Annotated in this window: 27 protein-coding genes and 1 tRNA gene; 14 read left to right on the top strand and 14 right to left on the bottom strand. The window is 60.0% G+C overall.

Annotated features, from left to right (window positions below; all coding sequences use genetic code 11):
• The first annotated feature begins 69 nt into the window (after positions 1 to 69).
• Positions 70 to 1,584, top strand: coding sequence for an acetyl-CoA hydrolase/transferase family protein (locus tag M1D97_RS06100; RefSeq protein WP_456269840.1), 1,515 nt, complete (start codon positions 70 to 72; stop codon positions 1,582 to 1,584).
• 33 nt (positions 1,585 to 1,617) lie between these two features.
• On the opposite strand, the gene otnI is transcribed toward M1D97_RS06100, so the two are convergent.
• From otnI to M1D97_RS06075, 5 genes are all read right to left on the bottom strand, one after another.
• Complete coding sequence (otnI, locus tag M1D97_RS06095; protein ID WP_456269839.1) at positions 1,618 to 2,400, bottom strand: 2-oxo-tetronate isomerase; 783 nt, start codon at positions 2,398 to 2,400, stop codon at positions 1,618 to 1,620.
• 74 nt (positions 2,401 to 2,474) lie between these two features.
• A complete protein-coding gene (gene otnC / locus M1D97_RS06090; RefSeq protein WP_456269838.1) occupies positions 2,475 to 3,134 on the bottom strand; it encodes a 3-oxo-tetronate 4-phosphate decarboxylase in 660 nt (219 codons plus the stop codon).
• Positions 3,131 to 4,402, bottom strand: a complete 1,272-nt coding sequence (gene otnK, locus M1D97_RS06085; protein ID WP_456269837.1) for a 3-oxo-tetronate kinase — start codon at positions 4,400 to 4,402, stop codon at positions 3,131 to 3,133. The genes otnC and otnK overlap by 4 nt, the downstream gene beginning before the upstream one ends.
• A 22-nt stretch (positions 4,403 to 4,424) precedes the next feature.
• Positions 4,425 to 5,330, bottom strand: a complete 906-nt coding sequence (gene ltnD, locus M1D97_RS06080; protein WP_456269836.1) for an L-threonate dehydrogenase — start codon at positions 5,328 to 5,330, stop codon at positions 4,425 to 4,427.
• A gap of 20 nt (positions 5,331 to 5,350) precedes the next feature.
• On the bottom strand, positions 5,351 to 6,097 hold the full coding sequence (locus tag M1D97_RS06075; RefSeq protein WP_456269835.1) for a FadR/GntR family transcriptional regulator: 747 nt from the start codon (positions 6,095 to 6,097) through the stop codon (positions 5,351 to 5,353).
• A gap of 379 nt (positions 6,098 to 6,476) precedes the next feature.
• Between M1D97_RS06075 and denD the strand changes: the two genes are divergently transcribed.
• From denD to M1D97_RS06060, 3 genes are all read left to right on the top strand, one after another.
• A complete protein-coding gene (gene denD, locus M1D97_RS06070) occupies positions 6,477 to 7,439 on the top strand; it encodes a D-erythronate dehydrogenase (RefSeq protein ID WP_456269834.1) in 963 nt (320 codons plus the stop codon).
• A gap of 55 nt (positions 7,440 to 7,494) precedes the next feature.
• Complete coding sequence (locus M1D97_RS06065; protein ID WP_456269833.1) at positions 7,495 to 8,892, top strand: GntP family permease; 1,398 nt, start codon at positions 7,495 to 7,497, stop codon at positions 8,890 to 8,892.
• A gap of 89 nt (positions 8,893 to 8,981) precedes the next feature.
• The gene (locus tag M1D97_RS06060; protein WP_456269832.1) at positions 8,982 to 9,161 is read left to right on the top strand and encodes a hypothetical protein; all 180 of its coding nucleotides are present in this window, start codon (positions 8,982 to 8,984) and stop codon (positions 9,159 to 9,161) included.
• A gap of 96 nt (positions 9,162 to 9,257) precedes the next feature.
• Here the strand turns inward: M1D97_RS06060 and M1D97_RS06055 are convergent, their stop codons facing one another.
• Positions 9,258 to 9,500, bottom strand: a complete 243-nt coding sequence (locus M1D97_RS06055) for a hypothetical protein (protein ID WP_456269831.1) — start codon at positions 9,498 to 9,500, stop codon at positions 9,258 to 9,260.
• A gap of 84 nt (positions 9,501 to 9,584) precedes the next feature.
• Positions 9,585 to 10,022 (bottom strand): copper resistance protein NlpE N-terminal domain-containing protein, encoded by a 438-nt coding sequence (locus tag M1D97_RS06050; protein WP_456269830.1) that lies wholly within the window; start codon positions 10,020 to 10,022, stop codon positions 9,585 to 9,587.
• 147 nt (positions 10,023 to 10,169) lie between these two features.
• On the opposite strand from M1D97_RS06050, the gene M1D97_RS06045 reads away from it, so the two are divergent.
• Positions 10,170 to 10,592, top strand: coding sequence for a hypothetical protein (locus tag M1D97_RS06045; RefSeq protein WP_456269829.1), 423 nt, complete (start codon positions 10,170 to 10,172; stop codon positions 10,590 to 10,592).
• A 617-nt stretch (positions 10,593 to 11,209) separates the two neighbouring features.
• Positions 11,210 to 11,611: a VOC family protein gene (locus M1D97_RS06040; protein WP_456269828.1), complete on the top strand. Its 402-nt coding sequence runs from the start codon at positions 11,210 to 11,212 to the stop codon at positions 11,609 to 11,611.
• Positions 11,612 to 11,974: 363 nt separating this feature from the next.
• On the opposite strand, the gene M1D97_RS06035 is transcribed toward M1D97_RS06040, so the two are convergent.
• Positions 11,975 to 12,051 (bottom strand) — tRNA-Ile (locus M1D97_RS06035).
• Between the two features lie 74 nt (positions 12,052 to 12,125).
• On the opposite strand from M1D97_RS06035, the gene M1D97_RS06030 reads away from it, so the two are divergent.
• A complete protein-coding gene (locus M1D97_RS06030; RefSeq protein WP_456269827.1) occupies positions 12,126 to 12,722 on the top strand; it encodes a hypothetical protein in 597 nt (198 codons plus the stop codon).
• A gap of 67 nt (positions 12,723 to 12,789) precedes the next feature.
• On the opposite strand, the gene M1D97_RS06025 is transcribed toward M1D97_RS06030, so the two are convergent.
• Positions 12,790 to 13,353, bottom strand: coding sequence for a hypothetical protein (locus tag M1D97_RS06025; RefSeq protein ID WP_456269826.1), 564 nt, complete (start codon positions 13,351 to 13,353; stop codon positions 12,790 to 12,792).
• On the bottom strand, positions 13,340 to 13,975 hold the full coding sequence (locus M1D97_RS06020; RefSeq protein ID WP_456269825.1) for a glycoside hydrolase family 108 protein: 636 nt from the start codon (positions 13,973 to 13,975) through the stop codon (positions 13,340 to 13,342). The genes M1D97_RS06025 and M1D97_RS06020 overlap by 14 nt, the downstream gene beginning before the upstream one ends.
• Before the next feature lie 197 nt (positions 13,976 to 14,172).
• Between M1D97_RS06020 and M1D97_RS06015 the strand changes: the two genes are divergently transcribed.
• Positions 14,173 to 14,871 carry a LexA family protein gene (locus tag M1D97_RS06015; RefSeq protein WP_456269824.1) on the top strand — a complete coding sequence of 233 codons (699 nt, stop codon included), beginning with the start codon at positions 14,173 to 14,175 and terminating at the stop codon, positions 14,869 to 14,871.
• A 179-nt stretch (positions 14,872 to 15,050) separates the two neighbouring features.
• Positions 15,051 to 16,592 (top strand): hypothetical protein, encoded by a 1,542-nt coding sequence (locus M1D97_RS06010; RefSeq protein ID WP_456269823.1) that lies wholly within the window; start codon positions 15,051 to 15,053, stop codon positions 16,590 to 16,592.
• 114 nt (positions 16,593 to 16,706) lie between these two features.
• Here M1D97_RS06010 and dkgB read toward each other — a convergent pair whose 3' ends face one another.
• Entirely contained in the window at positions 16,707 to 17,507 is an 801-nt protein-coding gene (dkgB, locus tag M1D97_RS06005; RefSeq protein ID WP_456269822.1) for a 2,5-didehydrogluconate reductase DkgB, read from the bottom strand.
• Between the two features lie 313 nt (positions 17,508 to 17,820).
• On the opposite strand from dkgB, the gene lpxO reads away from it, so the two are divergent.
• From lpxO to M1D97_RS05980, 5 genes are all read left to right on the top strand, one after another.
• Positions 17,821 to 18,717 carry a lipid A hydroxylase LpxO gene (gene lpxO / locus M1D97_RS06000; RefSeq protein WP_456269821.1) on the top strand — a complete coding sequence of 299 codons (897 nt, stop codon included), beginning with the start codon at positions 17,821 to 17,823 and terminating at the stop codon, positions 18,715 to 18,717.
• Positions 18,718 to 18,729: 12 nt separating this feature from the next.
• Complete coding sequence (locus M1D97_RS05995) at positions 18,730 to 19,473, top strand: 4'-phosphopantetheinyl transferase family protein (RefSeq protein WP_456269820.1); 744 nt, start codon at positions 18,730 to 18,732, stop codon at positions 19,471 to 19,473.
• Between the two features lie 101 nt (positions 19,474 to 19,574).
• Complete coding sequence (locus M1D97_RS05990) at positions 19,575 to 20,789, top strand: putative DNA modification/repair radical SAM protein (protein ID WP_456269819.1); 1,215 nt, start codon at positions 19,575 to 19,577, stop codon at positions 20,787 to 20,789.
• 16 nt (positions 20,790 to 20,805) lie between these two features.
• Complete coding sequence (locus M1D97_RS05985; protein WP_456269818.1) at positions 20,806 to 21,693, top strand: TIGR03915 family putative DNA repair protein; 888 nt, start codon at positions 20,806 to 20,808, stop codon at positions 21,691 to 21,693.
• Between the two features lie 96 nt (positions 21,694 to 21,789).
• A complete protein-coding gene (locus M1D97_RS05980) occupies positions 21,790 to 22,665 on the top strand; it encodes an AEC family transporter (RefSeq protein ID WP_456269817.1) in 876 nt (291 codons plus the stop codon).
• Between the two features lie 78 nt (positions 22,666 to 22,743).
• On the opposite strand, the gene M1D97_RS05975 is transcribed toward M1D97_RS05980, so the two are convergent.
• From M1D97_RS05975 to mtgA, 3 genes are all read right to left on the bottom strand, one after another.
• Positions 22,744 to 24,231: a sugar porter family MFS transporter gene (locus tag M1D97_RS05975; RefSeq protein ID WP_456269816.1), complete on the bottom strand. Its 1,488-nt coding sequence runs from the start codon at positions 24,229 to 24,231 to the stop codon at positions 22,744 to 22,746.
• 189 nt (positions 24,232 to 24,420) lie between these two features.
• Complete coding sequence (locus M1D97_RS05970; RefSeq protein WP_456269815.1) at positions 24,421 to 24,804, bottom strand: DUF4168 domain-containing protein; 384 nt, start codon at positions 24,802 to 24,804, stop codon at positions 24,421 to 24,423.
• Between the two features lie 151 nt (positions 24,805 to 24,955).
• Positions 24,956 to 25,600, bottom strand: a complete 645-nt coding sequence (mtgA, locus tag M1D97_RS05965) for a monofunctional biosynthetic peptidoglycan transglycosylase (protein WP_456270182.1) — start codon at positions 25,598 to 25,600, stop codon at positions 24,956 to 24,958.
• Positions 25,601 to 25,831 lie beyond the last annotated feature (231 nt).

Here is a 25,831-nt window from a genome sequence, read left to right as displayed (position 1 = left end):
CAGAGAGTTGTATGACATCAACGTATCCCCCGCGCCGTTATCCGGGATGATTCGGGAAGGAGAAGCGACATGAAAGTCACCGCCAGCGACCGCTGTCAGTTGAAGGGATGGGAATCGCGCCTGATGAGCGCCGATGAAGCCGCCGAACTGATTCAGGACGGCATGATTGTCGGCATGAGCGGCTTTACACGCGCTGGGGAAGCCAAGGACGTGCCGCTGGCGCTGGCACGCCGGACACAGCGCGATCCGTTGAAGATCAGCCTGATGACCGGGGCGTCGCTGGGCAATGACATCGACCGCCATCTGACCGAGGCCGGCGTGCTGGCACGGCGCATGCCCTTTCAGGTGGACGCCACGCTCAGAGCCGCCATCAACCGCGGCGAGGTAATGTTCATTGACCAGCACCTGTCGGAAACCGTCGAGCAGCTGCGCAACAAGCAGCTGGGTCATATCGATGTGGCCGTGATCGAGGCCTGTGCGATTACCGAGGACGGCGGCATCGTCCCCACGGCCTCGGTGGGCAATTCGGCAAGCTTTGCGATTCTGGCTGACAGGGTCATCGTGGAGCTCAACCTCAACACGCCCGAGGCGCTGATCGGTCTGCATGACATCTATATTCCGCAGATGCGCCCGGCCCGCCAGCCCATCCCGGTGACTGATGCCGGCACCCGCATCGGCACGCCCCACATCGCCATCGACCCGGACAAAATCGCCGCCATCGTGTTGACCAAAGGCCAGGACAGCCCCTCCACGGTGGGTGTGCCCAACGAAGACACCCGGCGCATTGCCCGGCACCTGATCGGCTTTTTCGAACACGAGGTTGAAGTGGGTCGCCTGCCGCCCTCGCTGATGCCACTGCAGGCCGGCATCGGCACCATGGCCAATGCCGTGCTCAACGGTCTGATCGACGGGCCGTTCGAGAATCTGACCATGTACTCGGAGGTTCTCCAGGACAGCACGTTCAATCTGCTCGACAGTGGCAGGATGACCTTTGCCTCGGGCAGCTCGATCACGCTGTCGGAGGAGTGCGGCAAAAGGGTCTGGCCCCATCTGGCGGACTATCGCGACCGCATCGTGCTGCGGCCGCAGGAGATGTCGAATCATCCTGGCATCGTGCGGCGTCTGGGCATCATTGCGATCAATACCGCGCTCGAGGCCGACATCTACGGCAACGTGAACTCGACCCACGTCAACGGTACACAAATGATGAACGGCATCGGCGGCTCGGGCGATTTCGCCCGCAACGGCCATCTGTCGATCTTCATTACCAAGTCGACCGCCAAAAACGGCGCGCTTTCAAGCCTCGTGCCCTTTGCAAGCCACGTGGACCACAACGGGCATGACGTCGACATTCTGGTCACCGAACATGGTCTGGCTGATCTGCGCGGGCTGGCGCCGCGCGAGCGCGCCGAGGTGATTATCGAGCGGTGCAGTGACCCGCTGTATCGCCCCGCGCTGCGTGACTACTTTCGTGAAGCGTGTCAGCGCGGTGGCCACACGCCCCACTGCCTGGAAAAGGCGCTGGCCTGGCACATTGCTGCCGAAAAGGAGGGCTCGATGCTGAGTTTGACCGAGCGCGCCTGAGCGCCGGGCCGACAGCATCCATCTTCTCTGGCGTCAGCCCCGACGCCAGGGCGCAAACCACCCGAGCCCCGCCGCCGTCTCACCGCGGGGCTTGTATTCACAGCCCAGCCAGCCGTCGAAGCCGGCGCGGTCGAGCTGTTCGAACAGCCAGGGATAGTTGACCTCGCCGGTATCGGGCTCATGACGTTCGGGCACCCCGGCAATCTGGAGATGGCCGACCCCTTCACGATACTCCTGAAAGGTTGCCCAGAGATCGCCCTCCATGATCTGGGCATGGTAGAGATCCATCTGTACCTGCATGTTGGGCTCGCCCAGCGTCTCGATCACCTCGTGTGCCTCATGCTGGTAGTTAAAGAAGTAGCCGGGCATGTCGCGGCTGTTGATCGGCTCGAGCAGCAGCATGATGCCCTCCTCCCTGAGCCGGCGCGCGGCGAAGCGGATGTTGTCGAGATAAGTCTCGTGCATGGCCTGAATATCGGCGCCTTCGCCGGCCACACCGGCCATGGCATGCAGCCGCGGGCAATTCAGCGCATGAGCATAGCGAATCGCCGTTTCGACGCTGTCGCGGAACTCGCTTTCACGCCCGGGCAGCGCCGCGAGACCGCGCTCGCCGGCCTCCCAGTCGCCGGCCGGCAGATTGAACAGCACCTGCTTCAGGTCATGACGCTTGAGTTCGCGAGCGATATCATCAGCGTCAAAGGCGTAGGGAAAGAGATATTCCACCGCCTCAAAGCCCTGCCCTGCGGCCCGTTCAAAGCGCTGCATGAAGTCGACTTCGTTGAACATCGTGGTGAGGTTGGCAGCAAAGCGCGGCATGAAAGCTCCTTGATGGGAAATGAACGACAACAGACGTCATGCCCCGGCACCCACAGGCACCGGGCGCAACATCACTACCAGCGCGCACCGAACTGCTGTCGCAGACCGTCGATCTGCTCATCATCGAGCGTATTGATCTGCTGTCCCTGGAGCAGCAGAAACAAACGCGCGGTCTCCTCGAGCTCCTCGATGGCGTTGCGCGCCGCTTCCAGACTCTTGCCGGCCACCACCGGGCCGTGATTGGCCAGCAGCACGGCGCTGTACTCGGGGGCGTATTCGCGCACCGCATCCCCCATGGCCGGGTCGCCGGGCTGGAAATAGGGCAAGAGCGGCAGACGCCCCACGCGCATCACGAAATAGGGCGTGATCGGCGGAATGCACGAGCGCGCGTCCAGCCCCTTGAGACAGGAGACTGCCGAGGCGTAGGTCGAGTGCAGATGGATGACGCCACCGGCCTCCTCGCGCGACTCATAGAAGGCGCGATGCAGGAAGGACTCCTTGGTGGGCGGTTTGCCGGAGAGCAGATTGCCGTCCCAGTCGAGCTTGGAAATCGCGGCCGGATCGAGCTCGCCAAGGCTTGCGTTGGTGGGCGTCATCAGCCAGCCGCCCTCGCATTTGGCGCTGAGGTTGCCGGAGGTGCCGGGGGCGAGACCCAACTGGCGAAAGGCACGGCCGATCGCGCTGATCTCCTCGCGCAGGCGGTTTTCTTCCGAATGGGTATTGATATGGCTCATGGCATGCGCTCCCAGGCTTTGGTCATGAAGTCTTCGCTACCGAAATTGCCCGACTTGAGCGCCAGTGAAAGCCGCTCGCCGGTGCCCAGCGTCACCGTCCAGGGCACGCCCGGGTCGATGCTCGGCCCGATCTGGAGGCCCTTCACATTGAGGGCGCTGACCACCGAGCCGGCGGTTTCGCCGCCGGCCACCAGCAGGCGACGCACGCCGAGCTCTTCGACCAGGGCCTCGGCGATCTCCCCCAGCGCGCGCTCGACGATCTCGCCGGCCTGCTGCACGCCCAGCGCCTGCTGCGCGGCCTTTACCGTCTCGGGCGAGGCACTGGCATAAATCAGCACCGGCCCCTGATCGAGCTGCTCGCGACACAGCGCCAGCGCCGCATCGACTTCGTCGCGATAGTGGGCGGCAAGCTTTTGGGCATCGAGGAAATAGTGCGGATAGTGCCTTTTGGCGTGCTCGACCTGGGCCAGCGTGGCTCTTGAGCAGCTGCCGCTCAGAAGCGCCTCACGCCCCGGGACGGCCGGCAGCTGTGCGGCGTTGTCGCCGGTCAGCTGATCCGCCCAGCGCGCGCCAAGGCCCAGCGCCAGGCCGGAGCCGGCGGTCACCAGCGTCAGGTCACGACACGCCTCCCCGAGGACTTCCAGATCGCGCTGCTCGATGGCGTCGAGAATCGCGACACCCACGCCGTCGGCCTGCAGCGTATCAAAGCGGTGTCGCACCGCCTCACTGCTCTGCCGGACGCAATCAAACTCGACCAGCCCGACCCGGTGGCGCGTCTGGCTGCCCATGACGCGGACCAGATTGGCATCCGTCATCGGCGTCAGCGGGTGATCCTGCATGCCGCTTTCGTTGAGCGGTACGCCACCCGCGAACAGGTAGCCGTTGTAGACGGTGCGGCGATTGGCCGGCAGCGCCGGACAGGCAACCGTGAAAGGCACATCGAGCGCTGCCATCAGCGCATCGGTGACCGGCCCGATGTTGCCCTCGGCGGTCGAGTCAAAGGTGGAGCAGTACTTGAAGTAGAACTGCTCGCAGCCCCGCGCCCGGAGCCATTCAAGCGCCGCCAGCGACTGCGCGACCGCCTCTGGCGCCGCAATCGTGCGGCTCTTGAGCGCGACCACAACGGCATCAACGTTCTGGAGTTCATCGGCAAGTCCCTCATCGGGGACGCCAATGGTCTGGACGGTGCGCATGCCGATACTGACCAGTTGGCTGGCAAGATCGGTGGCACCGGTAAAATCGTCGGCGATACAGCCCAGCAGTGGCATGGGAATCTCCCTGGCGTAAGGATCAGTCGTTGGCGGCGTGTCCGGGCAGGTCAATGCCCGGGAAGATACGCACCACCCCGGCGTCGTCCTCGCGGCCATACCCCATCGACGAGGCCTGGCTGAACATGGTCAGCGCCTGGGCGGTCATGGGTAGCGGGAAGCGCTCGGCACGCGCAGTGTCGTGCACCAATCCCAGATCCTTGACGAAAATGTCCACCGCCGAGCGCGGGGTGTAATCCCCATCCAGAATGTGCGGCACGCGGTTTTCAAACATCCAGGAATTGCCGGCACTCTGAGTGATGACGTCATACAGCGTTTGCGGATCACAGCCGCTTTTGATGCCGTAGGCCATCGCCTCGGCGGCGGCAGCGATATGCACTCCCGCCAGCAGCTGGTTGACCAGCTTGACCTGCGAGCCCTGCCCGGGCGCCTCACCGAGCCGGAAGATGGTCGCGGCAATGGCATCCAGCGCCGGCTGGGCCCGCTCGAAGACTTCTGACGGCCCGGAGGCCATCAGCGTCAGCTCGCCGGCGGCGGATTTGACCGCCCCGCCGGAGATGGGGATGTCGAGATAGTGAATGCCCCGGGCCGCCAGTTCATCGGCCAGTGCGATCACGGCATCCGGCGCGGCGGTGGCGCAGCCCACCACGATGCTTCCCGATGCCAGCGTGCTCGCAAGGCCGTTGTCACCAAGGAGCACCTGACGCATCTGCTCGGCATTGACTACCACCAGAAAGACGATATCGACGTCGCTGCCCATGTCGGCCGGACTCAAGACCGGCGTTCCCCCGGCCTCGGCCAGCTTTTCAAGCGCAGCGGGGTTGATGTCACATCCACGGGTGTCGAACCCTTCGCGTACCAGTGAGGTGGCCATGCCCAGCCCCATCGATCCCAGCCCGATAACGCCTGCCCTGAGCCTGTCTGCCATATCCGTGCTGCCTCGTGTGGTTAGTTCTGATGGTCGCTGCCGCCGTGCTCGAACCCCTCGATCAGCGACGGCGGGATATCGTTGAGCCGGCGGCACGCCTGATCCATGTGCCACCAGGCCGCCCGGCGGGCGCGCTCGCCGTCACCGGCGGCGATGGCGTCGATGATCGCGTCGTGCTCGCTGATCACTTCGGCCACGAACGTCTCGCGCCGCGCTTCGTTGCGCCGGGTCAGTCCGATCGCCTGATGCAAAAAGCGGTTATAGAAATCCAGCACCGTGATGAAATATTCGTTGTGCGAGGCCTCGGCGATGGCGCGATGGAAGGCCAGATCCTGATCCACCCCGGACTCGCCAGCCTCCACCGCCTCATCGATTTCGATCACGGCATGGCGCAGCCGGCGCAGCTGTGAGCGGGAACAGCGCGTGGCAGCGAGACAGGCCGCCTCGCCTTCCAGCGCACGCCGCAGTTCCAGCAGATGCAACACGGAGGCCAGCGACCCGCCGGGCAGCGCCTGTACCAGCGACACCTGCGGCTCATCGGCGACAAAGCTGCCGCTGCCGCGCCGAGAGACCACAAGCCCGGCACTGCGCAGCATCGAGATCGCCTCGCGCACGACCGTGCGGCTCACCCCATAGCGCTCGCGAAGGGCGGCCTCGGTAGGCAGGCGCGCGCCGGGGCGCATTTCACCGGTATGGATGGCACGCGTCAGGACGCCGGCAATCTGCTCGGCAAACCCGGGCGAACGCGCCGACAACGGCTCAGTCATGGTGAACGCCACCCCGTTTCCATTGTCGCGCCAATGATCCCGAGATGCCGGCGCCAGTGATGTGATCCATGATCATGCTGCCTGCCCCGCCCAATGGTTGTCAGACAACATTACAAAAAGGCCGAAAGGACTCAATACGCCTTTTGAATGATAGCGCTTGAGGACGCGCCATCTCATCTTTCCCACCTGTGTCGATATCGTTGCGGTGCACCGACGCCGATCGTTCGACCAATGATCATATTGCTCCGTTCAATAGTTGTCAGACAGCATCACAAACAATCGCAGGAGGCACTACGCCCCGGGAGTGATACCACTCGGTGGTGCCGGGGGCGTCATTCGACAGGCTCGTTGTTCGACAACCAATGAAAGGGAGCAGGCAATGCATATCATCATTACCGGCGCGGCCGGGTTTCTGGGATCGCGACTGGCCGCAAAACTGCTCGAGCAGGGCTCGCTCGACGGCCAGCCCATCAGCCATGTCACCAGCCTGGATCTGGCGCCCTGCCCGCTGGACGATTCACGCATCGACTCGGTGGTCGGTGATATCAGTGACCCCGACGTGATCGAGCGCGCCTTTCGCGAGGATACGATCGCCGTATGCCATCTGGCGGCGATTGTCAGCTCGCATGCCGAGGCGGAATTCGATGAGGGCATGCGGGTCAACTTCGATGCCACCCGCGCGCTGCTGGAAGCCTGTCGCCATCGCGGGGGCGGCATCCGCTTTTTGTTCAGCAGTTCACTGGCCGTTTTCGGCCCCGGCATGCCTGAACCACTCACCGAGCAGACCGCCCCTCAACCGCTATCGTCCTACGGCACCCAGAAGGCGATGGGCGAGCTGCTGGTCAACGACTATAGTCGCCGCGGTTTTGTCGATGGCCGGGTATGCCGTCTGCCGACCATCGTGGTGCGTCCGGGACGCCCCAACCGGGCAGCCTCATCGTTTGCCAGCTCCATCATTCGCGAGCCGCTCAGCGGTGACGAGGCGATCTGTCCGATCGACCCGGAATTTGCCATCTGGATCTGCTCGCCCGGGACCATCATCAACAATCTCGCCCACGCGCTGTCGCTGGAGGGCGAGCGCATGGATGCCTGCCGCACCGTCAACCTGCCGGGCATGTCAATCCAGGTGAAAAAGATGATCGAGAGTCTCGAGCGCGTGGCCGGTAATGATGCCGGGGCGCTTGTCCGCTACGAGCGCGATCCGGAGATCGAATCGATCGTCTATAGCTGGGCACCGCTGTTTGATAACCGCTACGCCCTGTCGCTGGGCTTTGATGTCGATGACAGCTTTGACGACATCGTGCGTGCCCATCAGCGCTACCTCGCGGATCAGGATACCTGATCCTTCCCTCGCCCGGTGATCAGGGCGATCCCTTCGCGTTCGGGAGTGACTCCTCATGACAGAAGCCACCGCTGCAGGCCCTCAGGTCATTATCGGGCTGGGCATTGCCATTTTCGTAATGATTTTTCTGGTATTGAAAACCCGCGTGCATGCGCTGCTGGCGCTGATTGCAGCGGCCTCCCTGGCCGGTCTGATCGGCGGCATGCCCGCCAATGAGGTCATTGATGCCATCACAACCGGGTTCGGGTCGACGCTGGCCACCATCGGTCTGGTCATCGGGTTTGGGGTCATGATGGGGCGCATTCTGGAGGTGTCCGGGGCCGGGCAGCGCCTGGCGCGCACCATCCTGCGTCTGCTGGGCAAGGAGCGCGAGGACTGGGCGATGGCGCTGACCGGCTATATCGTGTCGATCCCGATCTTTTGTGACTCGGCCTACGTCATTCTCAATCCACTGGTACGAGCGCTGGCGCGCAACAGCGGACGCTCGGTCCTGACGCTGGGTATCGCACTGGGCTCCGGTCTGATCGTGACGCACAGCGCTGTCCCGCCGACGCCGGGGCCGCTGGGCGTGGCGGGCATTTTCGGTGTCGACGTGGGCCTGATGATCGCCTGGGGGGTGGTCTTCACCACACCGGCGCTGATCGTGATGGTGCTTTACGCCCGTTTCATGGGGCCGCGCATCGAGACCATGATCGAGCGCGAGACCGGTCAGGGCCTGACGACAGCGGCGGACGACAATGAGTTACCGCAGCTCGGCGAGCACGAACTGCCCTCTCTTAGGCGATCCATCATGCCCATCGCGCTGCCGATCGGGCTGATCTTTCTCAATACGCTGTTCAGCGCCGTGGCGGGGCTCAATGACAGTCTGAGCGTCGAAAACTCTCTGGTAGGTCAGTTGATTACCTTTTTCGGTAACCCGGTCATTGCTGTGGGCATTGGCGTGCTGGTGGCTGTCTATGGGCTGGTGCCGAAAATGCCGCGTGAGGACGTGCTTCGTCATCTGGAAAAGGGCGTAGAAAGTGCCGGTATCATCCTGCTGGTCACCGGTGCCGGCGGCGCATTGGGGGCGGTACTGCGGGCCAGCGGTGCCGGCGACTACATTGGCTCCCAGATTGCCTCGCTGGCCCTGCCAGCCTTTTTGATTCCTTTCATCATTGCCACGCTGGTGCGCTTTGCCCAGGGCAGCGGCACGGTATCGATGATCACCGGGGCCTCCATTTCTGCCCCCATTATTTCTGCCATGCCGGACGTCAACATGGTGCTCGCCGCTCAGGCCGCCTGTCTGGGGGCGCTGTTTTTCAGCTACTTCAACGACAGCTATTTCTGGGTGGTCAACCGCATGCTGGGCGTCAAGAGCACCAAACATCAGCTTCTGATGGTGTCAGTGCCGACCACCCTGGGCTGGGCAACCGCGCTGGCAGGGCTTTTCATTGCCAATATCTTCGTGGGCTAGCGGACTCAAGGCGCCGTTCAGCCACAATGGCCTATGCTTGAGACAGGTCAAGGCACCATCGCTACCTCATCGAAAAAGGAGAGCCCTTCATGACACAACGCATCTGTGACTGCACCTACTGTGAATGTGTCGTCCCTGACACCGCTCCGGTGGTCAACGGCAAGTCCTATTGCTGTGAAGCCTGCGCTTCATCACATCCGGACAACCAGCCCTGTCAGGATAGCCAGTGCGACTGTCATCGCCGCAACTGGGGTGGCATCAAGACCTGATACCGGCTGACTCATCATCCACGCAAGAGTCCGCTTCCATCGACATGGAAGCGGGCTCTTTCAATACGGTACAAGCGATCGGGATAGCCGATATGGCTACGATGACGGCGTAGAAGGATCGCCCTTTTTATTGACCACTTCTTCAAGCAGTTTTTCGCTTTCGCTCTTGGGCTTGTTTTCAAGCTCTTTTTTAAGATCGGAGTAGATACCGCGAACCGTATTGCACGACGAGCAAAAGACCTTATCAGCAGGGTTTTTCACTTCTGACAGGCGAACGCTATGGCTGCCGCACTCGGGACACGCGGTTGGCATCCTCATTTCTTCAGACAGATCACCCATGTCAATCTCCTGTACCGGGTTACTGATACCTGCAATAAACCCGGCCACATGGACCGGGTTCTTCAGGCTCGAACGTCAACCGGTTTAGTTGACGCGCTTGAGCGTCAGGTTATCGCTGGAATCAATGCGCGAATAGTTACGATCCAGCAAACGCATATCACCGTTGCCTACCGGCAGCAGATTGTAGATGGTGCTGCCCTGACCGTTTTTCAGCTCATAGACCAGCGGATAGCTGTTGGGGCCGACGTTTTCCTTAATCAGGACCTGCCCCTGAGTGCGCATCGGTTCTTCGCTCTGACCCAGACGGGTGCTGTCGAGAGTAAAGCTTGCGCCGGTATTGTCCTGGTTGCGAATCTGCAGATTCGTTCTGATACCAGCACAGTCAGCGCACGGCAGTGTGCCCTGATAACGGCCATCAGCCTGTGCATAGGGGGACTGGTTTTTCACATCATTGCCGGAGCAGCCCACCAGTCCGATAACGGATGCAAGCACTGCGGAAGTAGCGATACCCTTGAACGTCATTTCGAACCTCCTTTTCGAAAACAATCACTTTTTCAGACTAGGCAAGAATTCAGTCGGACGCCAACTTAACATGGGCAATCTTTTTCAGCACAGCGTTTTAGTCCCGAAACGGGCAACATATTAGTACACCGACATCAAGAGAGTGCCATGAAGCGGAAATTTTTATCTGTGCTCATGCTGACCGGTCTTTGCCTGTCGAGCGGTTTATCCACGGCCCGGGCCGACGCACTGCCCGAGGGGCCATTCACGGCAACACTCGACAGGATGCTCAAGGATGACCGGCTGGTCAGCTACGACGTTCGCTCGCTGACCGTCGAAGACATTACCGTCGAGTTGACTTACTCGGGAGGGCATCACTACAGCGACGAGGAGCTCGAACCCTTCAATAACGGGGTTTGCTATGCCCTGCTGGAGACAGCCGTCAAGACCGGCCTGAGACCCTTTACCGGCCATACCGACATCACCTGCCGGGCCATACAGCGAGACGGCAAACGCGCCGGAGCAGGACCGCTCGGGATCAGTCGCTATCAGCGAGCCAGCGATGATTTTGTCTATCGTGTGACTCGCTGATGGCGTGATACCAGGTCATACTTCCTGTCAGCGGCTTCGAATCCTGTATCAACCGTCTGCGTTACTTCAGGCGCTGTCGGCCCTTGCCACCCGCGATTTGTTAAGGAGGTCTCTCTCATGGCAGAAGCAATCAGCAATACTCTTCAACTACTGCGTGATTTAATGTCCTTTTTCACCTGACACGGCTTTTTGAGCAACACCTTGAGAAGCTGGACTAATAGGTCAGGTTAATAATCCGGATCATTTCATGGCCGATAGTGAATTCTGCCCTTTTTCATGGAAGGGCTATGGTGTGTGGCTTCCCGGGTCAATAGTCTAGGGGTGTGGAAGGATTCACATCGCGCAAGGAGTGCCTGAAGCATGGAATGCTTCCATCAGCATGGAAGCTGATCGCGGTTATTGCCCTGCAGCAGTAACCGCGATTTTGTGTCCCCTCGAATACGTCTTCCTGCGGCTTATACAGTGCCTGTTTGATCATTTGGCGCTAGCCCTGATGATATCGTTGCCATGGCCCTGTTATTGTCTGCCCGTTCAATTACGATAAAGTTCATGACGTCACCTGTTCGATCGTCCCCATCCATACCTGCCAGAACAGCAGATGCCGGAGTCAAGAAACCATGCTGAGCCATGTCATGGTAGGCAGTAATGACCTGGCGCAAGCCAGGGAATTTTACGATCCGCTGCTGAGTTGCATCGGCCTGTACCGTCATGAAGACGACGACAGCGACCATAAATGGCTGTGCTATGCCGCCCCGCAGGAAAGAACCCTGTTCCTTGTCTGCACCCCCTTGGATCGCAACGTCGCCACACCCGGCAACGGTACAATGGTCGCCTTCAGGGCACACAGCCATGACCTGGTGGATCATTTTTACGCCACCGGCATCGCGCTCGGCGCCGCCGATGAAGGCGCTCCCGGCTTGCGCTCGCAGTATCACGACTACTTTTATGGCGCCTACCTGCGTGACCCGGATGGCAACAAGCTGTGCTGTGTCTGCCATGATCCGTTCGACAGGCGCTGACGAGACTACTCCCTTGCGTACGCATACGTGATGTTTCAAGGGACTGACGCGTTTCAAAGCACACACCCCTTGCCTGCTTTCTTTTTTCACTGCCATGCGTTGCTTGAATGACCGCGCCTTATCATTGCATCGTTCTGGCACGGATGCCCTCTAACGTTCAAGACCCGCGTCACAACTATCGGTCATGGATGGCTCGGTTACTGTCGGGGTTCACGCGGGCACTGCGGTCCGGTGGCAGGGCGCTTTGCAGGTCGCCGCAATAGCACGGACATCCGTGGGAACGGTCAAGGGCACCCGGCGATACAGCGCTGATGCGTTGCCCGAGCGAGGATAGAAACGCGGGAAAGAGTGTACCAAGGGGATTGGTGGGCCCAGCAGGACTTGAACCTGCGACCAAGGGATTATGAGTCCCCTGCTCTAACCAACTGAGCTATAGGCCCTGATAATGCGGTTGCGTATGATACCCAAAGCACCGCCGTGAGACCAGAGCCGTTTATCAACAAGGAGTGTGCGCATGCGTGACCGTTTCTGGAAGATGCTGGGTATGGCAGCCGCAACGCTTGCGCTGATACCCCAGGCGCAGGCCGCCTGGCGATTTATACCGGCCGATAGCGAGATTACTGCCCATGTGTCGGGTCAGGGGCAGCGCGGGCCAATGGAGCGGACCTATCACGTCTCCGACCTGGAAGGCACCATCAATGATGAGGGGTACTTCGAGATGCCGCTGCGCCTGGAGCAGACCGATCTGCTGGGCAAGCAGGGAGGACTGGGCGGCCTTTTGTCGGGGCTTTCCTCCGACTCGGCCATGGTGACGCTGTCAACGCAGGTCAACCCGGCCTGGTTGAGCAATCTGCAGCCGGGTGATGCCACGACCCGTAATGTCACGCTGACCGCCAGCGGCCATCACTTTGAGCGCAGCGAGCAGGTCCCGTTGACCCTTGAGCGGCTGGACCAGCAGTACTACCACCTCACCCTTGCCGAACCGATCAGCGTGGACACTCAACAGCTGATGCAGCTGGACAATGCACAGACCGTACTGTCGTTGCTGGGTTACCAACGACTGGATGACGCCATCCCGATCAGGTTCAACGCCCGCCTGATCAAGCAGTGAATCCGGCCATGTCATGACGCAAAAACGCCCGGCATAGCCGGGCGTTCAAGTGCAACAAGGTACCTTCTCAATCCTGCATTTCCCTGGGTCGTGGCGGTATGGCCTCCGGACCACGATCATTCATCCCCATCTGCTTCTCCTCCATCATGGAACGGCGTTCGACACTGTTGCCGTGCAGGTTGATGCCCAGTATCCCGCTGGCCGAAAAGATCAGCCAGGTCATGATCTCCACACAGTCGTGGATACGATCCGGTGACCTGATGACCGTAATGCAGATGGCCAGAGACATGAGCGCCAGCATGCCGCATAGTGTCCAGCCAACGCCGGCTCGCCAGTCATTGTTGAAAAGCCCCTTTACGGCAATCTCTACCGACTGCGAGGCAGAGGCTTTGTGGTTGATATCCCCCAGCTGTAGTCGAATTCGCTCGACATCCAGCAGCAGGATGCGCTCCATCAACTCCGGATGCTCTTCCAGCGCGGCCAGTACGGCCCGCGAGGAAGTATCCTCCCAGCAGCCCAGTGTGGCCGCTACAATGGCCCCTGCTGCCTCACAGGTCATGGGGCTGTCAAACAGCTGCGCCACTTCGGGCGCTTCCCGGGCAAGACGTCGCCTGACGTCACGCCATTCCATGACGAGATCCTCGTCGTTTGTCGGACTCTCCGGTTCGTCCAGTGCCAGATTCGATGTCATACATAGCCTCTTCGAGCCTGACGACACGGTCTATCCAGCCCTGGGCAAATGCCTGCTGAGAGACATCGCGTTGTGCAAGATTGACCAGCCACGCCAGACGCAGCGCATTGATGGTACTCGCGAGTGTATTGCCACTATCAACACCGCGACATTCGAGCATGGCGTCCATTGCCCCTAGCGTCTGCGTTCCTATGCAACCGTCTACCTTGATGGCGCTCCAGCGCCTTCCATTATTACTCAGTACATTCAACACCTCCTGTAATTGTCGTCCGGCACGCCCGGTGCCGCTGTGTACGCCGTAGTCCAGCATTGCAATCGCCAGTGCGGGCGCACGCGCACTGATGTCATCAAGTTGCATCGCATGCCAGTAGGTTTTCAGGTAAATTTTTTCAGCCAGCGCCCGGGGCAGATCCCGCATGCTGCCGCTATAACCATGCTCGGCAGCCACGCGCTGCGTAATGCCATAATTGGTGGCGCCACCGCGGTCGTCAGGGTGGTCAACAAATCCGCCCTCGCGTTTCATGAGGGCGACGATGATGCTGCTGCGCTGTGATTCGTTCATAAAGATCTCCGTGCGTGCAGGGTTCTGCGTGAAGCACCATTGGCAGACCGGGACCCGTAGACTTTTCACATGGCAATATCCAGTCACCGGATGCACAATATTCACACAATCGGTTAACAAAGCCGAGTATGCGCGAGCATTAATTATCCATCAAGGATAATTTTAAAAGTTTTAATACTCTTCCACGAGAGCCGGTCATGCAGAGAGTGAGTGAAATACGACGTGAAAATGCGCGCGCGCTGCGCGATCAGGCAGGCAGTAACAAGGCGTTTGCCGAGTGCGTCGGGGTTGAACCGCCGGCGGCCAGCCGGGTACTGAGCAGCAAGGCCACACGCAATATCGGTGATGATTTCGCGCGCCGCATTGAAGCGGCTTTCGGCAAGGAGGATGGCTGGCTGGACAGCGTGCATGACGCGCCTCAGCCTCATTCCGACAACGTGGTCACCATGCCATCACGCAGTGACAGCACCATCGAGCAGGCGCCTGTCATGGATGGAATGGCCCCTCTGCTGAGCTGGGTTCAGGCAGGCGCCTGGACGGAAACCTCGGCCAGCATCATCGACCATGGCGATCAGGAATCCTTTCCGCGACCGCCCAACTGCGGTCCGAGCTGCTTTGTGCTGCGCGTTCGCGGAGAGTCCATGATGGAAGTCTATCCGCCGGGGACGCTGATCTTTGTGGATCCGGACGTACAGGCCATGTCAGGGGATGATGTGATCGTACAGTGTGAAGAGCACGGCAGTGCCGAGGCGACCTTCAAGCGCTATATCGAGGAGCCCGGACAGCCGCCCATGCTCAAGGCGCTCAATCGGGGCTGGGCACAGCAGTACATGACACTGGGCCCCCACTGCCGAATCATCGGTGTCGTCATGGCACAGATGATGCTGCGCCGGTGACCGTCTCTCATACATTGGCAACCTGTTGCCCTGGAAGGATTAATCGTTCACGGCAACCTTAATTATCCAAAATAAGCAATTAAGGCTTGACTGTATTAACCAAATGATTAACCATGTTTACAAGTTACCCAAAAGGGATAACGAAACGACCCCAACATGGTTATTTTTGGAGAATACTCATGACCACAGCTGCCGTAAAAACCGTTCTGGACTTTGGCGCTGATGCCACCGGCAAGATCGATAGCGCTCAAGCCTTTATTGATGCCGCGGCATCATCTGATGTGGCCACCGTTATCGTGCCGCCCGGCTCGTACGTCATCGCCAAAACGGTTGATTTGAACCGCAAGAACATGTGTGGTGCTGGCCGCTTCAGGGAAAACCAGCATGGAGGTGCCTATATCAGGCCGGGCAGCAAGATCGATGGCCCCCTGTTTCGCAACCAGGGCGCCATTGTCGAGAACATGTACATCTCGGGGCAGGGAGAAAGCGACAACAAGACTGTTTTTGAAGCCCATGGCTACAACAGTGTTTTCAGCAACATTCACTTCAGTAATATCGGGCGAGCCATCAGTGTTGATGAAATCCTTGTCAACTTCACGATCAAGGACTGCGTGTTTATTCAGGTAGGCTCCGGTCTCTACTGTCACGACAGCAAGAACAGCTATTCGACTACCGCGCGCTTTTTGCGCAACGAGTTCAACAACTGCGGCAACGCCTTCGTTTTCCGTCGCCAGATCAATGGCTCGACCTTTCAGGACAATATCTTTGAATTCATGAGCGGTGATGCGCTGGTCGCCTCACATATCTACGACTGCAACTTTATCGGCAACTGGTGGGAAAGGCGTCGTGATACGGGGACGGCTGCCGAGGTCCCGCTGGTGGCACCCTCCGATGAATCGGATGATGAGGATGGTTACCCGGCCATTCGCTGCAGCAGCTACCAGCAGATCATGAACTGCTTTGCAGCCGGCAACAAGGTGACCTGGGGATGGCGGAACGTCTTCAGCTCCATGCTCAATGACTCTCGCATGGGGGGCGTCTCGACCCACGGCGGTGCCATGGTGGTCAGGAACTCTGCCGGTCGGGCCATGCGCGTCACGCCCGACAATATTGTCCAGCAGGCCGACAAGTGGTGCTACCTGCCCACCTTTGCCATTGAAGCTGGCAGAAACAGCGCTGGCGCCCCTCGCGGAATCACCCTGCGGACCAAGGGCGGGCCGCTATCCCTCGAGGACCATGAAAAGGGGGATTTCTCGGGCGCCATTTCCATCGCCAAGGGAGACGACCTCTATGAGCACTACAGCCTGACCCGCAACGCTGCCGGCAAACCGACGGTAGGCATGACAGGCGTCAGCGAGATGATGATCAAGGGCGAAAAGGTCAAGCTGACCACCGGCATACCGCAGCATTTCCTGTGGCGACAGGACAAGCTCAGCCGCGGGCTGGGGTGCTTCACGACCAATGAAGTGACCAGTGAAGGCACGATCAAGCTGGTGACCGAGTATCTGCTGGATAACCCGCTGATTCAGGTCACCGTGGAAGATCGGGGCATCCGCTTTGACGGTCTCAAGCATCTCAACAGCTACATCAACGGCAGCAAGACGCGACGTCAGTGCACAGGGTTTGAGCTGTACTTCGTCGATGCCGACGGCAAGCCGAAAACACCGACGGCCTTTTCGATGCAGATGCTGACGCTCAATCCGTCACTGCTCAGCTCCTGAGGCCACTGACCGGCTGTGTTTTATTAACGACAAAAGGGGCGCCCATCGGGCGCCCCTTTTACTGGCGTTCAGCCAAATGCCTTCCTGTCTCGAGGCAATGTCGAGACGAGACCATCACTCATCCCATGCTGGTGCAAAGGATGGATTGGCGATGCGCTCACTGCGGTCAAGTGCGTTGATGCGCTCGATCTCCTCGTCGCTCAACGAGAGCGTCATGGCGTCCAGATTGGACTGCTGGTGCGCGCGCTTCGTGGATGAGGGAATCACCACGATATTGCGTGCCGCTACCCAGGCCAGCGCGATCTGCGCCGGTGTCACACCGTGGCTGTCGGCGATCTGCTTGAGCGTGTCATCTTCCATCACCTTGCCAACCGCCAGCGGCATATAGCCGGTGACCCTGAGCCCCTTTTCCTTGCAGTGATCGACCAGCGCCTTGTTGGCCAGAAAGGGATGCACTTCGATCTGGTTGGTCACGATCCGGTCGCCGCCTTCAACACTCAGCGCTTCGTCAATCTGGGCCATGGTGAAATTGGAAACGCCGATGTCACGGGTCAGCCCGCGCGATTTCGCTTCGGCCAGTGCCCCGATGGACTCGGCCACCGGCACTTCATTGTCCGGCGAGGGCCAGTGCAGCAGTACCAGGTCCACATGGTCGGTACCGAGTTTTTCCAGACTCTCTTCAAGGCTTTTGATCAGATCGTCATGGTGAAAGCGATCCGTCCAGATCTTGGTGGTCAGAAAGATCTCGTCACGCGACACGTTACTGTCGGCGATGGCCTGTCCGACTTCGGCTTCATTGCCATACACCTGAGCGGTGTCAATATGTCGGTATCCCAGCTCGAGCGCCGTGGTCACCGAGTCGATAACCTCCTGTCCCTTGAGTCGATACGTGCCCAGACCAATATCGGGAATCATGCGACCTCCTGTCGGATGGCGCCGGAAAAGCGCCGGGTAACGGTTTCACGGTCATCGACCGTGAACGTTTGATATCCACGTACCGACATTGGGCCCTGCCGCGGCGCTTTCAAGTCGTTAGTCTGCAAATCATGTCGACAGATGGAACGACCGCCGTCATCATTGGCTCGTCTGATGGTTGCCCTCAGACTTTCGTAATGACACCCCCTTGTGGACATGCGAGACTGCGCCGCCAGTCTGGAAGCCAATACCATCGCCGAAGCCAATACCATCGCCGAAGCCAACGGCGATCATATCGGAACAAGAGATCGCTATGATCAAATGGACAATCGTGGCCCTGATCGTGGCCAGCATTCTTTATGTACATTTTCGTGGCCGTGTTCGTCACAAGCCCTTTCGCCAGCTGTCGGATCATTCCAGTTTCATGGCGCCCATCAATGGCTTCATGTATCTGTTTTCGAAAGTACCGGACCGCCCCTATCACCGGGCCGAGGATTTTCCGGAAATCGAGGCCCTGACATCGCACTGGGAAGAGATCCGCGATGAAGCCCTGACGCTTGAAAATCACATCAAGGGGTCGGCCAAAAAGGATGACGCCGGGTTCAACTCGTTTTTCCGCCGCGGCTGGAAACGCTTTTATCTCAAGTGGTACGGCGACAGCCACGAATCGGCCCGCCAGCTCTGCCCGCGCACGACCGAGATTCTGGCCGGCATCCCGGGTGTAAAGGCCGCCATGTTTGCCGAGCTGCCCGCCGGCAGCAAACTGATGAAACACCGTGACCCCTACGCCGGCTCGATCCGCTATCACCTGGGGCTGCGCACGCCCAACGATGACCGCTGCCGCATCAATGTCGACGGCATCGACTACAGCTGGCGCGACGGCGAGGCGGTGTTCTTTGACGAGACCTTCATCCACTACGCCCAGAACGATACCGAACAGAACCGTTTGATCCTGTTTTGCGATATCGAGCGGCCCATGAAGTATCGCTGGGCTGCGGCGGTCAATCGCTGGTTCAGCCGCAACGTCATGGCCGCTGCGGCCTCCCCCAATGATGAAAACGATCATACCGGCGGGCTCAACCGCGCCTTCAAGTACATCTATAAGGTCCGTGAAGCCGGCAAGCGGCTTAAAAAGAAAAACAAGACCCTGTACTACGTGATCAAGTGGCTGATTTTCGGCGGCATCGTCGTCGGCCTGCTGTCACTGTAGCGCCTGCCTGTCATGTCTGACGCCATCGCGCTCCCGCATTTCTGCTGGCCCTTTGTCTCTCCGGCCCGCGGGGCGCGATTGAGCATGACCGCCTTCGACGTTCAACGCTTTGATGACAGTGCCTTTGCCGCTTTCGGCATGGCGCTGCCGGACAGCCTCTCCCGGGCAGTGGCCAAGCGTCGCGCCGAATATCTGGCCGGCAGGGTATGCGCCCGTCACGCCCTGGCCGCCCTTGATATTCATGTGAGCGCCCTGCCCAGTCTTGCCGACCGTCGGGTCGACTGGCCGGTACCGGCCCGGGGGTCCATTACCCATGCCCATGACCTTGCCGCCGCGCTGGTCGGCACGGCGCCAGCCCACCAGGGCCTGGGGGTGGATGCCGAACGCTGGCTGACGCCCGAGCGCGCCGATTATCTGGCCGCCTCGATTCTCACACCGGTTGAACAGCAGGCCGCTGGCGCCCTGACGCCGGATCAGCGCGCTCGCCTTGTCACCCTGACCTTTTCGCTCAAGGAGAGCCTTTTCAAGGCACTCTACCCTCTGACCGGCACCCGCTTTTATTTTCATGACGCCCGGGTTGAAGCCATCGACCCTGCCGCGGCGTCGGGACAGTGTCTCATGACGCTGGATCGGTCTCTCAGCCGTGAATGGCCATCTGGCACGCGCCTGACCGGCGATTTCGCCACCCTGGACGATCATGCCCTGACAGCCGTCATCACCAGTGTCACGCCGGATGCAGGTATGGCGCCGGGCTAGACAGCGTCGCTCAAAGCGTTTGCCATCAGCATGAATGCAATTCAGTTGTTGTGACCGCGCATCATGATTACTGTATACAAATACAGTATCAAGGAGCGCCCATGCAGCTCACCGACAAGCTGATCGTTCTGGCCGACGCCGCTAAATACGACGCCTCATGCGCCAGCAGTGGTGCCCCCCAACGCTCATCAAAGGGTCAGAAAGGACTGGGCGCCACCAACGGCAACGGGATCTGTCACAGCTTCACGCCGGACGGCCGATGCGTGGCGCTGCTCAAGATCCTGATGACCAACTTCTGCCTGTATGACTGCCAGTACTGCATCAACCGACGCTCCAGCAACGTACCCCGAGCGCGTTTCAGCGTGGATGAGATCGTGCGGCTGACGCTCGATTTCTATCGCCGCAATCTGATCAGCGGGCTGTTTCTCAGCTCCGGCATCATTCGCTCCAACGACTACACCATGGAGGCGCTGGTGCGGGTCGCGCGAACGCTGCGCGTTGACCACCAGTTTCGCGGCTATATTCATCTCAAGACGATCCCGGATGCGTCCCCGGAGCTGATCCGTCAGGCGGGGCTTTATGCCGACCGGCTCAGCGTCAATGTCGAACTGCCCACGAGCCAGAGCCTGAAACGGCTGGCGCCCGAGAAAAGCGACAACACCATCCGCCACGCCATGTCGACCATTCGCGACGGGCTGGAGGAAGCAACCGCCGAGCCGAAAGCGCCGCGCTTCTCGCCCGGCGGGCAGAGCACCCAGATGATCGTGGGCGCCGACGACACCGACGATCACACCATCCTGGGCAACGTCCAGTCGCTCTACAGCCGCTATCGCCTCAAGCGGGTCTACTACTCCGCCTTCTCGCCCATTCCCGAGAGCCCGTCATCGGTGCCGCTGACGGCGCCGCCGCTGCTGCGTGAGCACCGGCTTTACCAGGCGGACTTTCTGATTCGCGGCTATGGCTTTCGCGCCGATGAGCTGTTGACCGGTCCCGGCAACCTGTCGCTGGACGTTGACCCCAAGCTTGCCTGGGCGCTCAACCATCGCGAGCTCTTCCCCATCGATCTGGACCGTGCCGACATGCACATGATCGCCCGGGTACCGGGCATTGGGGTCACCAGTGCGCGGCGGATTGACACCCTGCGTCGCGAACGACGCCTTCGCTACAGTGACCTGACCCGGCTGGGCTGCTCCATGAAAAAGCTCTCGCCCTTCATTACCACGCAGGATTACCGGCCCCGACAGGCCGGACTCGATCGCCAGGCGCTGCTGGCACGGATGCAGACATCAACCCCGGCACAGATGGCCCTGCTTTAGTCTTTCAGGAGCTGCCATGACGATGTACACCCTGCACATGACACGAACCGATTTTGCCTGCTGGCGCGATCATGCTCGTCGATTGCTGGCCGCGCGCGTGCCTCCCGGAGACGTGCTGTGGCAAAGCGAGGACTCGGCAGGTGATCTGTTTGCCAGCAGCGATACCGAACTGCCGCCACCTGCTGACGCCCCACTGGCCCTGAGACTTTCCAGACAGGCGCTGCGCCGGCTCGAGTGCGCCTCGCACTACTGGCCCACTGCTCATCAGGAGTGTCGCTGGGCGCTGCTCTATCGGGTGGTCTGGCGGCTGGCGCAGGGAGAAAGCGAGGCGCTGCTGGCAGGAAATGCCGACGGCGCCGTGCTCGAGCAGCGCGTCAGGGCGGTCAACCATGAAGTGCACCACATCCACGCCTTTCTGCGCTTTCATCCGTCAGCTGCCGATGCTGAAAAGCGGCACGCGCCCGAATTTATCGCCTGGTTCGAGCCGCGTCACGATGTGCTGGAAGCCGCGGCCCGCCACTTCATCGATCGCATGGGCCAGCATCGCTGGCTGATCATGACCCCCGGGGGCGCCATCGTCTGCGATGGTCGGCAATGGCATATCGAGCGCCCCGACACCGGGGCCTTCACCATGCAGGATTATCAGGCGCTGGCAGGGATGGCGGATGACGCCGAGGATCTCTGGCTGGCCTACTATGCCAGCACCTTCAACCCGGCCCGCCTCAATGAAAAAACCATGGTGCGCAGCATGCCGTCGCGCTTCTGGCGCCACATGCCCGAGCGTGTGCTGATGACCGGTTTGATCAGTCACGCCCGTCATGGCGCGCAGCGGCTCGGCCAGGACAGTCGGCTTGCCACGCGACGCGGCCGGACCGTCCGGCTGCCCGAAAGGTACCGGGACTAGTGCTTTCCATACTCAAGGCGACTTGCAAGCGACGGTGGAATCCCGGGAGAATATATAGACTATCGTCTAACGATCTTCCTGCCTTCAAGGTTTCTTATGTTTGCTCAACTCCTGGCGGTCATGATGCCCATCATGATCGGTGCCGGCGTCGGTTATTTCTGGGTGCGCTTTCGCCAGCCCTATCCGACAGGCTTTGTCACCAAGCTGGTCTTCAACGTGGGCACGCCGTGTCTGATCATTGATGCGCTGTCAGATACGCACGTGGAACTCTCCGCGTTTTCGCGCATGGCCGGGGCCACCCTGCTGTGTCTACTGGTGCTCTTGATTGTGGGCGTCATCGTGGCGCGCCTCTCCCGCATTCACTGGAAGGTCATCCTGCCGCCGGTGCTGTTTCCCAATACCGGCAATATGGGGCTGCCGCTGGCAATGTATGCCTTTGGTCAGGGCCAGGGATTCTCGCTGGCCATTGCCGTGTTTGTCATTGTCTCCATCGCCCAGTTCGTGGTCGGCAGCATTACCAGCAGCTCGCGCCCGGTCAAGAGCATGCTGACCAATCCCACCATTCATGCCAGCGTGATCGCCATCGTGCTGATGGCCTGGCAGATCACGCTGCCGGCATGGATCGCCAACAGCATTGAGCTTCTGGCCGGCATGACCATCCCCATCATGCTGATCACGCTCGGCGTGGCGCTGGCCAGCATTCGCGCCCGCAATCTGTCAGCCGGGCTCGCCTTTGCACTGGGCCGGGTGGTCGTCGCCGGTCTGATTGCCCAGGGCGTGGGGCTCCTGCTGGGGCTGAACGAGGAAACACGTGGCATTTTGATGGTCATGATGTGCATGCCGATTGCCGTCTATAACTATCTCTTTGCCCAGAAGGCCGGACGCTCCCCCGAGTTTGTCGCCAGTCTGGTCATGTGCTCGACGCTGACGTCCTTTATTTACCTGCCCCTGATGCTGATGTGGGTCATCTAGTGCCCTGTCCAACACCTTTCAAACATGAAAAAGGCCCCACCGAAGTGGGGCCTTTTTCATGCGTTTCGCTGCTGTCAATCAGGCTGGCTGTACCTGGCCTTCACGATACTGCGAGAAGTTTTCGACCCGGCCACGGCGGAATTTCTCGCCCATCAACTGCTCCATGTTCTCCAGCGGCACGCCCTTTGTCTCCGGCACGAAACGCCAGACGATGAACATGCTAACCAGTGCAGAGGCGCCGAACAGCCAGAACGGGAAGGCCCCATTGAACACCTCGTTGAGCCATTCACTGCCGCGCATCATCGGGAAGGTCTGCGCCACGATAAACCCGGCCGTCCACTGCGCGCCCACGGCAAGCGCCATGCCCGCGCCGCGGATGGCGTTGGGAAAGATTTCCGACAGCAGTGTCCAGGCGCAGCAGCCCCAGGAGATCGCAAAGAAAATGACATAGAGCATGATGGCGATCATGGCCGTGTAGCCCTTGATATCGAACCAGAAGACGCCGCCCAGTACGCCCAGACTAAGCACGCTCACGATCGAGCCGATCGTCAGCAGGGGGATACGTCCGACCCGATCGATCAGATACATGCCGAGGAAATTGCCAATGACGAACACCACGCCGATCCAGGCGGTCTGCAGCAGCGCGCTGTCGGTGCTGTCGGTAATGTCTGAAAGCACGGTCGGGGCGTAATACATCACCACATTGATGCCGGCAAACTGCTGTGCGGCAGAGAGAAAGACGCCGACCAGCGTGATTCCCATCATCACCGGCTTTCTGAGGGCGCTGCGGGAACTGCGACGCTCGTTGCGGCGCTGGCGGTTCATGGCGCGCCGACCGGTGGATTTGCCCTCATCCAGTGAGTAACGCACCTCCTCGATCGTCGGCTCGATGTCATCACGCGCCACAAAGTGTTTGAAAATACGGCGTGCCCGATCGTACTGGCCGCGCATGACGCACCAGCGCGGAGACTCCGGCACCAGAAACAGCAGCAGGCCAAAGAGCAGTGCCGGAATCGCCTCAGAGCCCAGCATCCAGCGCCAGCCGTAGTCGGTCAGCCACTGCTCGGTCACGCCGCGGGCAATCAGATAGTTGACGAAAAAGACCACCGTCTGCCCGACCACCACGGATTGCTGAAACATGCTGAGTGTTCTGCCGCGCCAGTTCTGTGGCGTCAGCTCGCCCATGTACATGGGGGATACCACACTGGCAACGCCAACGGCCACACCGCCCACCAGGCGCAGAATAATGTAGAACCAGAAGGTGGGCGCCAGTGCCGATCCCAGCGCTGACACAAGAAACAGCAGGGCAGCAGACATCATGGTCGTGCGACGGCCCAGCACGTTGGCCAGATAGCCCGCTCCCAGCGCACCGAAGATGCTGCCGATGACCACGCTGGAGACTGCCCACCCCTTGAGTGTGGGGGAAAGAGCAAAATAGTCGGCGATCGAACCGATCGCTCCTGATATGACAGCCGTGTCATACCCAAACAATATACCGCCCAGTGACGCTACAAGGCACACCCTGAGAATATACCCCAGCCCACTGGAGCTTTGCTGATTCGTCATATACGTCCGTCATCATCCCTGAATATTACCGGCCTTTTATTAGCCTTAAGCCAACAGGGATGGGACTTTAGTAGAAAAATACTGTTGATTCGAATCCTGATTGTTTCAGTGCCCTGTCACTTGCGGGAAAACCGGGCACAAAAAAGGGCCGCTTCCGGGGAAGCGGCCCTTGATGGCATGGCGAGCGGCTTACTGCTGCGGCTGAGCCATCTGCTGAACCTTTTGCATCATCTGAGGATCGTTCTGAACGGCCTGGCCGATCTGGTTGAACTGCTCGACTTCCAGGTCGTTGTCCTGAACGGCCTGAACCATTTTCTGGTTGGCTTCTTCACGGATGCTCTGCTGTGCGTCGGCATCGTCGGCACCCTGCAGCTGCTGGGTGTAATCCTGAGAGATGCCTGCAATTTCCTGAGAAGCAGAGGCAAAGTTCTGCAGCTGCTCATCGCTGAAGTTCTGTGACTGCTGCTGGCCCTGAGCCCCCTGAGCCGGCTGCTCCTGAGCAGCAAGCGCTGGCGTGGCAGCGAGGCCGGTCGCGACCAGCGATGCGGAAACAACTGCGGCGAAACGTTTCATGAACATCCTCCTGACTTACCTTTGCTTTTCAATACATGCGTACTGTCATTATGACGCCGCACGAGACATTAAGTTCAACTGGCTTTGTTACTTCATGTAATTAATTTTAAAGGCTTTATTGCCCTGCCCGTCAAGTCCGGACAGCAACACACTATAGACGCTGCAAAAAGCGTGTGCCGCCCAGCTGTCGCATCTGCTGTCTGACCCAGGCGCTGCGCTGTACCACGCGGTGACTGGGCGCGATCGGGCTCCAGCCGCGCGGATTGGGCAGAATGGCAGCAAGCCGGGCCGCCTGATCCGCCGTCACCTGGCTGGCACCAATGCCGTAATAGTGCTGTGCTGCCGCCTCCAGACCGAACACGCCCCGATCCCACTCCACGACATTGAGATAGACCTCCAGAATGCGCTCCTTGGGCCAGATCAGCTCGATCAAGAGCGTGAACCAGACCTCGAGCCCCTTGCGAAGCCAGCTGCGGTCCGACCATAAAAAGACATTCTTGGCCGTCTGCTGGCTGATGGTACTGGCCCCGCGCAGGCTGTTGCCCTGCTTCCAGGACTGGATGGCGGCATACACCTGATCGAGGTCAAAGCCGTAGTGATAGGGAAATTTCTGATCCTCGGCAGCGATCACGGCCAGTTTTGCCTGATCGGACAGGGAGCGCCACGGCGTCCAGTGATACTGGAGAGGCAGGGGTTCGCGCTCGATGATGGCGGTTGTCTTGCGCTCCAGCATGACCATCGACCCGGGCAGCGGTACGAAACGAAACAGGGTGACCAGCAGTATTGAAAGCACCATGGCCCCCAGAAGGATTCTGCCGCACCATCGCAGTAGCTTTCCGACCAAGCCCCTTCTCCCCTGTTGTGTTGTAACGCTCGACTGTTGTCGCGTTCAGCGCTGTCCGGTGATGCTCGAAGGCCACAGGTTACACGCAGTAAGCCATGGATGCCTTCCCGTCATGGTATTGCTCCATACGTCTCCGGGGCCCACAAGGGACCCCGGAGCACCATCACATGATTACTGCTGACA

Source organism: Kushneria sp. AK178 (genome assembly GCF_053903105.1).
Note: the sequence above shows the minus strand (reverse complement) of the source record. Positions and strands in the feature narration are given on the sequence as shown.

Excerpts from the sequence above, each read along its gene's own strand:
- M1D97_RS06100 (WP_456269840.1), top strand. The coding sequence starts at position 70 with ATGAAAGTCACCGCCAGCGACCGCTGTCAGTTGAAGGGATGGGAATCG.
- otnI (WP_456269839.1), bottom strand. The coding sequence starts at position 2,400 with ATGCCGCGCTTTGCTGCCAACCTCACCACGATGTTCAACGAAGTCGAC.
- otnC (WP_456269838.1), bottom strand. The coding sequence starts at position 3,134 with ATGAGCCATATCAATACCCATTCGGAAGAAAACCGCCTGCGCGAGGAG.
- otnK (WP_456269837.1), bottom strand. The coding sequence starts at position 4,402 with ATGCCACTGCTGGGCTGTATCGCCGACGATTTTACCGGTGCCACCGAT.
- ltnD (WP_456269836.1), bottom strand. The coding sequence starts at position 5,330 with ATGGCAGACAGGCTCAGGGCAGGCGTTATCGGGCTGGGATCGATGGGG.
- M1D97_RS06075 (WP_456269835.1), bottom strand. The coding sequence starts at position 6,097 with ATGACTGAGCCGTTGTCGGCGCGTTCGCCCGGGTTTGCCGAGCAGATT.
- denD (WP_456269834.1), top strand. The coding sequence starts at position 6,477 with ATGCATATCATCATTACCGGCGCGGCCGGGTTTCTGGGATCGCGACTG.
- M1D97_RS06065 (WP_456269833.1), top strand. The coding sequence starts at position 7,495 with ATGACAGAAGCCACCGCTGCAGGCCCTCAGGTCATTATCGGGCTGGGC.
- M1D97_RS06060 (WP_456269832.1), top strand. The coding sequence starts at position 8,982 with ATGACACAACGCATCTGTGACTGCACCTACTGTGAATGTGTCGTCCCT.
- M1D97_RS06055 (WP_456269831.1), bottom strand. The coding sequence starts at position 9,500 with ATGGGTGATCTGTCTGAAGAAATGAGGATGCCAACCGCGTGTCCCGAG.
- M1D97_RS06050 (WP_456269830.1), bottom strand. The coding sequence starts at position 10,022 with ATGACGTTCAAGGGTATCGCTACTTCCGCAGTGCTTGCATCCGTTATC.
- M1D97_RS06045 (WP_456269829.1), top strand. The coding sequence starts at position 10,170 with ATGAAGCGGAAATTTTTATCTGTGCTCATGCTGACCGGTCTTTGCCTG.
- M1D97_RS06040 (WP_456269828.1), top strand. The coding sequence starts at position 11,210 with ATGCTGAGCCATGTCATGGTAGGCAGTAATGACCTGGCGCAAGCCAGG.
- M1D97_RS06030 (WP_456269827.1), top strand. The coding sequence starts at position 12,126 with ATGCGTGACCGTTTCTGGAAGATGCTGGGTATGGCAGCCGCAACGCTT.
- M1D97_RS06025 (WP_456269826.1), bottom strand. The coding sequence starts at position 13,353 with ATGGAATGGCGTGACGTCAGGCGACGTCTTGCCCGGGAAGCGCCCGAA.
- M1D97_RS06020 (WP_456269825.1), bottom strand. The coding sequence starts at position 13,975 with ATGAACGAATCACAGCGCAGCAGCATCATCGTCGCCCTCATGAAACGC.
- M1D97_RS06015 (WP_456269824.1), top strand. The coding sequence starts at position 14,173 with ATGCAGAGAGTGAGTGAAATACGACGTGAAAATGCGCGCGCGCTGCGC.
- M1D97_RS06010 (WP_456269823.1), top strand. The coding sequence starts at position 15,051 with ATGACCACAGCTGCCGTAAAAACCGTTCTGGACTTTGGCGCTGATGCC.
- dkgB (WP_456269822.1), bottom strand. The coding sequence starts at position 17,507 with ATGATTCCCGATATTGGTCTGGGCACGTATCGACTCAAGGGACAGGAG.
- lpxO (WP_456269821.1), top strand. The coding sequence starts at position 17,821 with ATGATCAAATGGACAATCGTGGCCCTGATCGTGGCCAGCATTCTTTAT.
- M1D97_RS05995 (WP_456269820.1), top strand. The coding sequence starts at position 18,730 with ATGTCTGACGCCATCGCGCTCCCGCATTTCTGCTGGCCCTTTGTCTCT.
- M1D97_RS05990 (WP_456269819.1), top strand. The coding sequence starts at position 19,575 with ATGCAGCTCACCGACAAGCTGATCGTTCTGGCCGACGCCGCTAAATAC.
- M1D97_RS05985 (WP_456269818.1), top strand. The coding sequence starts at position 20,806 with ATGACGATGTACACCCTGCACATGACACGAACCGATTTTGCCTGCTGG.
- M1D97_RS05980 (WP_456269817.1), top strand. The coding sequence starts at position 21,790 with ATGTTTGCTCAACTCCTGGCGGTCATGATGCCCATCATGATCGGTGCC.
- M1D97_RS05975 (WP_456269816.1), bottom strand. The coding sequence starts at position 24,231 with ATGACGAATCAGCAAAGCTCCAGTGGGCTGGGGTATATTCTCAGGGTG.
- M1D97_RS05970 (WP_456269815.1), bottom strand. The coding sequence starts at position 24,804 with ATGAAACGTTTCGCCGCAGTTGTTTCCGCATCGCTGGTCGCGACCGGC.
- mtgA (WP_456270182.1), bottom strand. The coding sequence starts at position 25,600 with ATGGTGCTTTCAATACTGCTGGTCACCCTGTTTCGTTTCGTACCGCTG.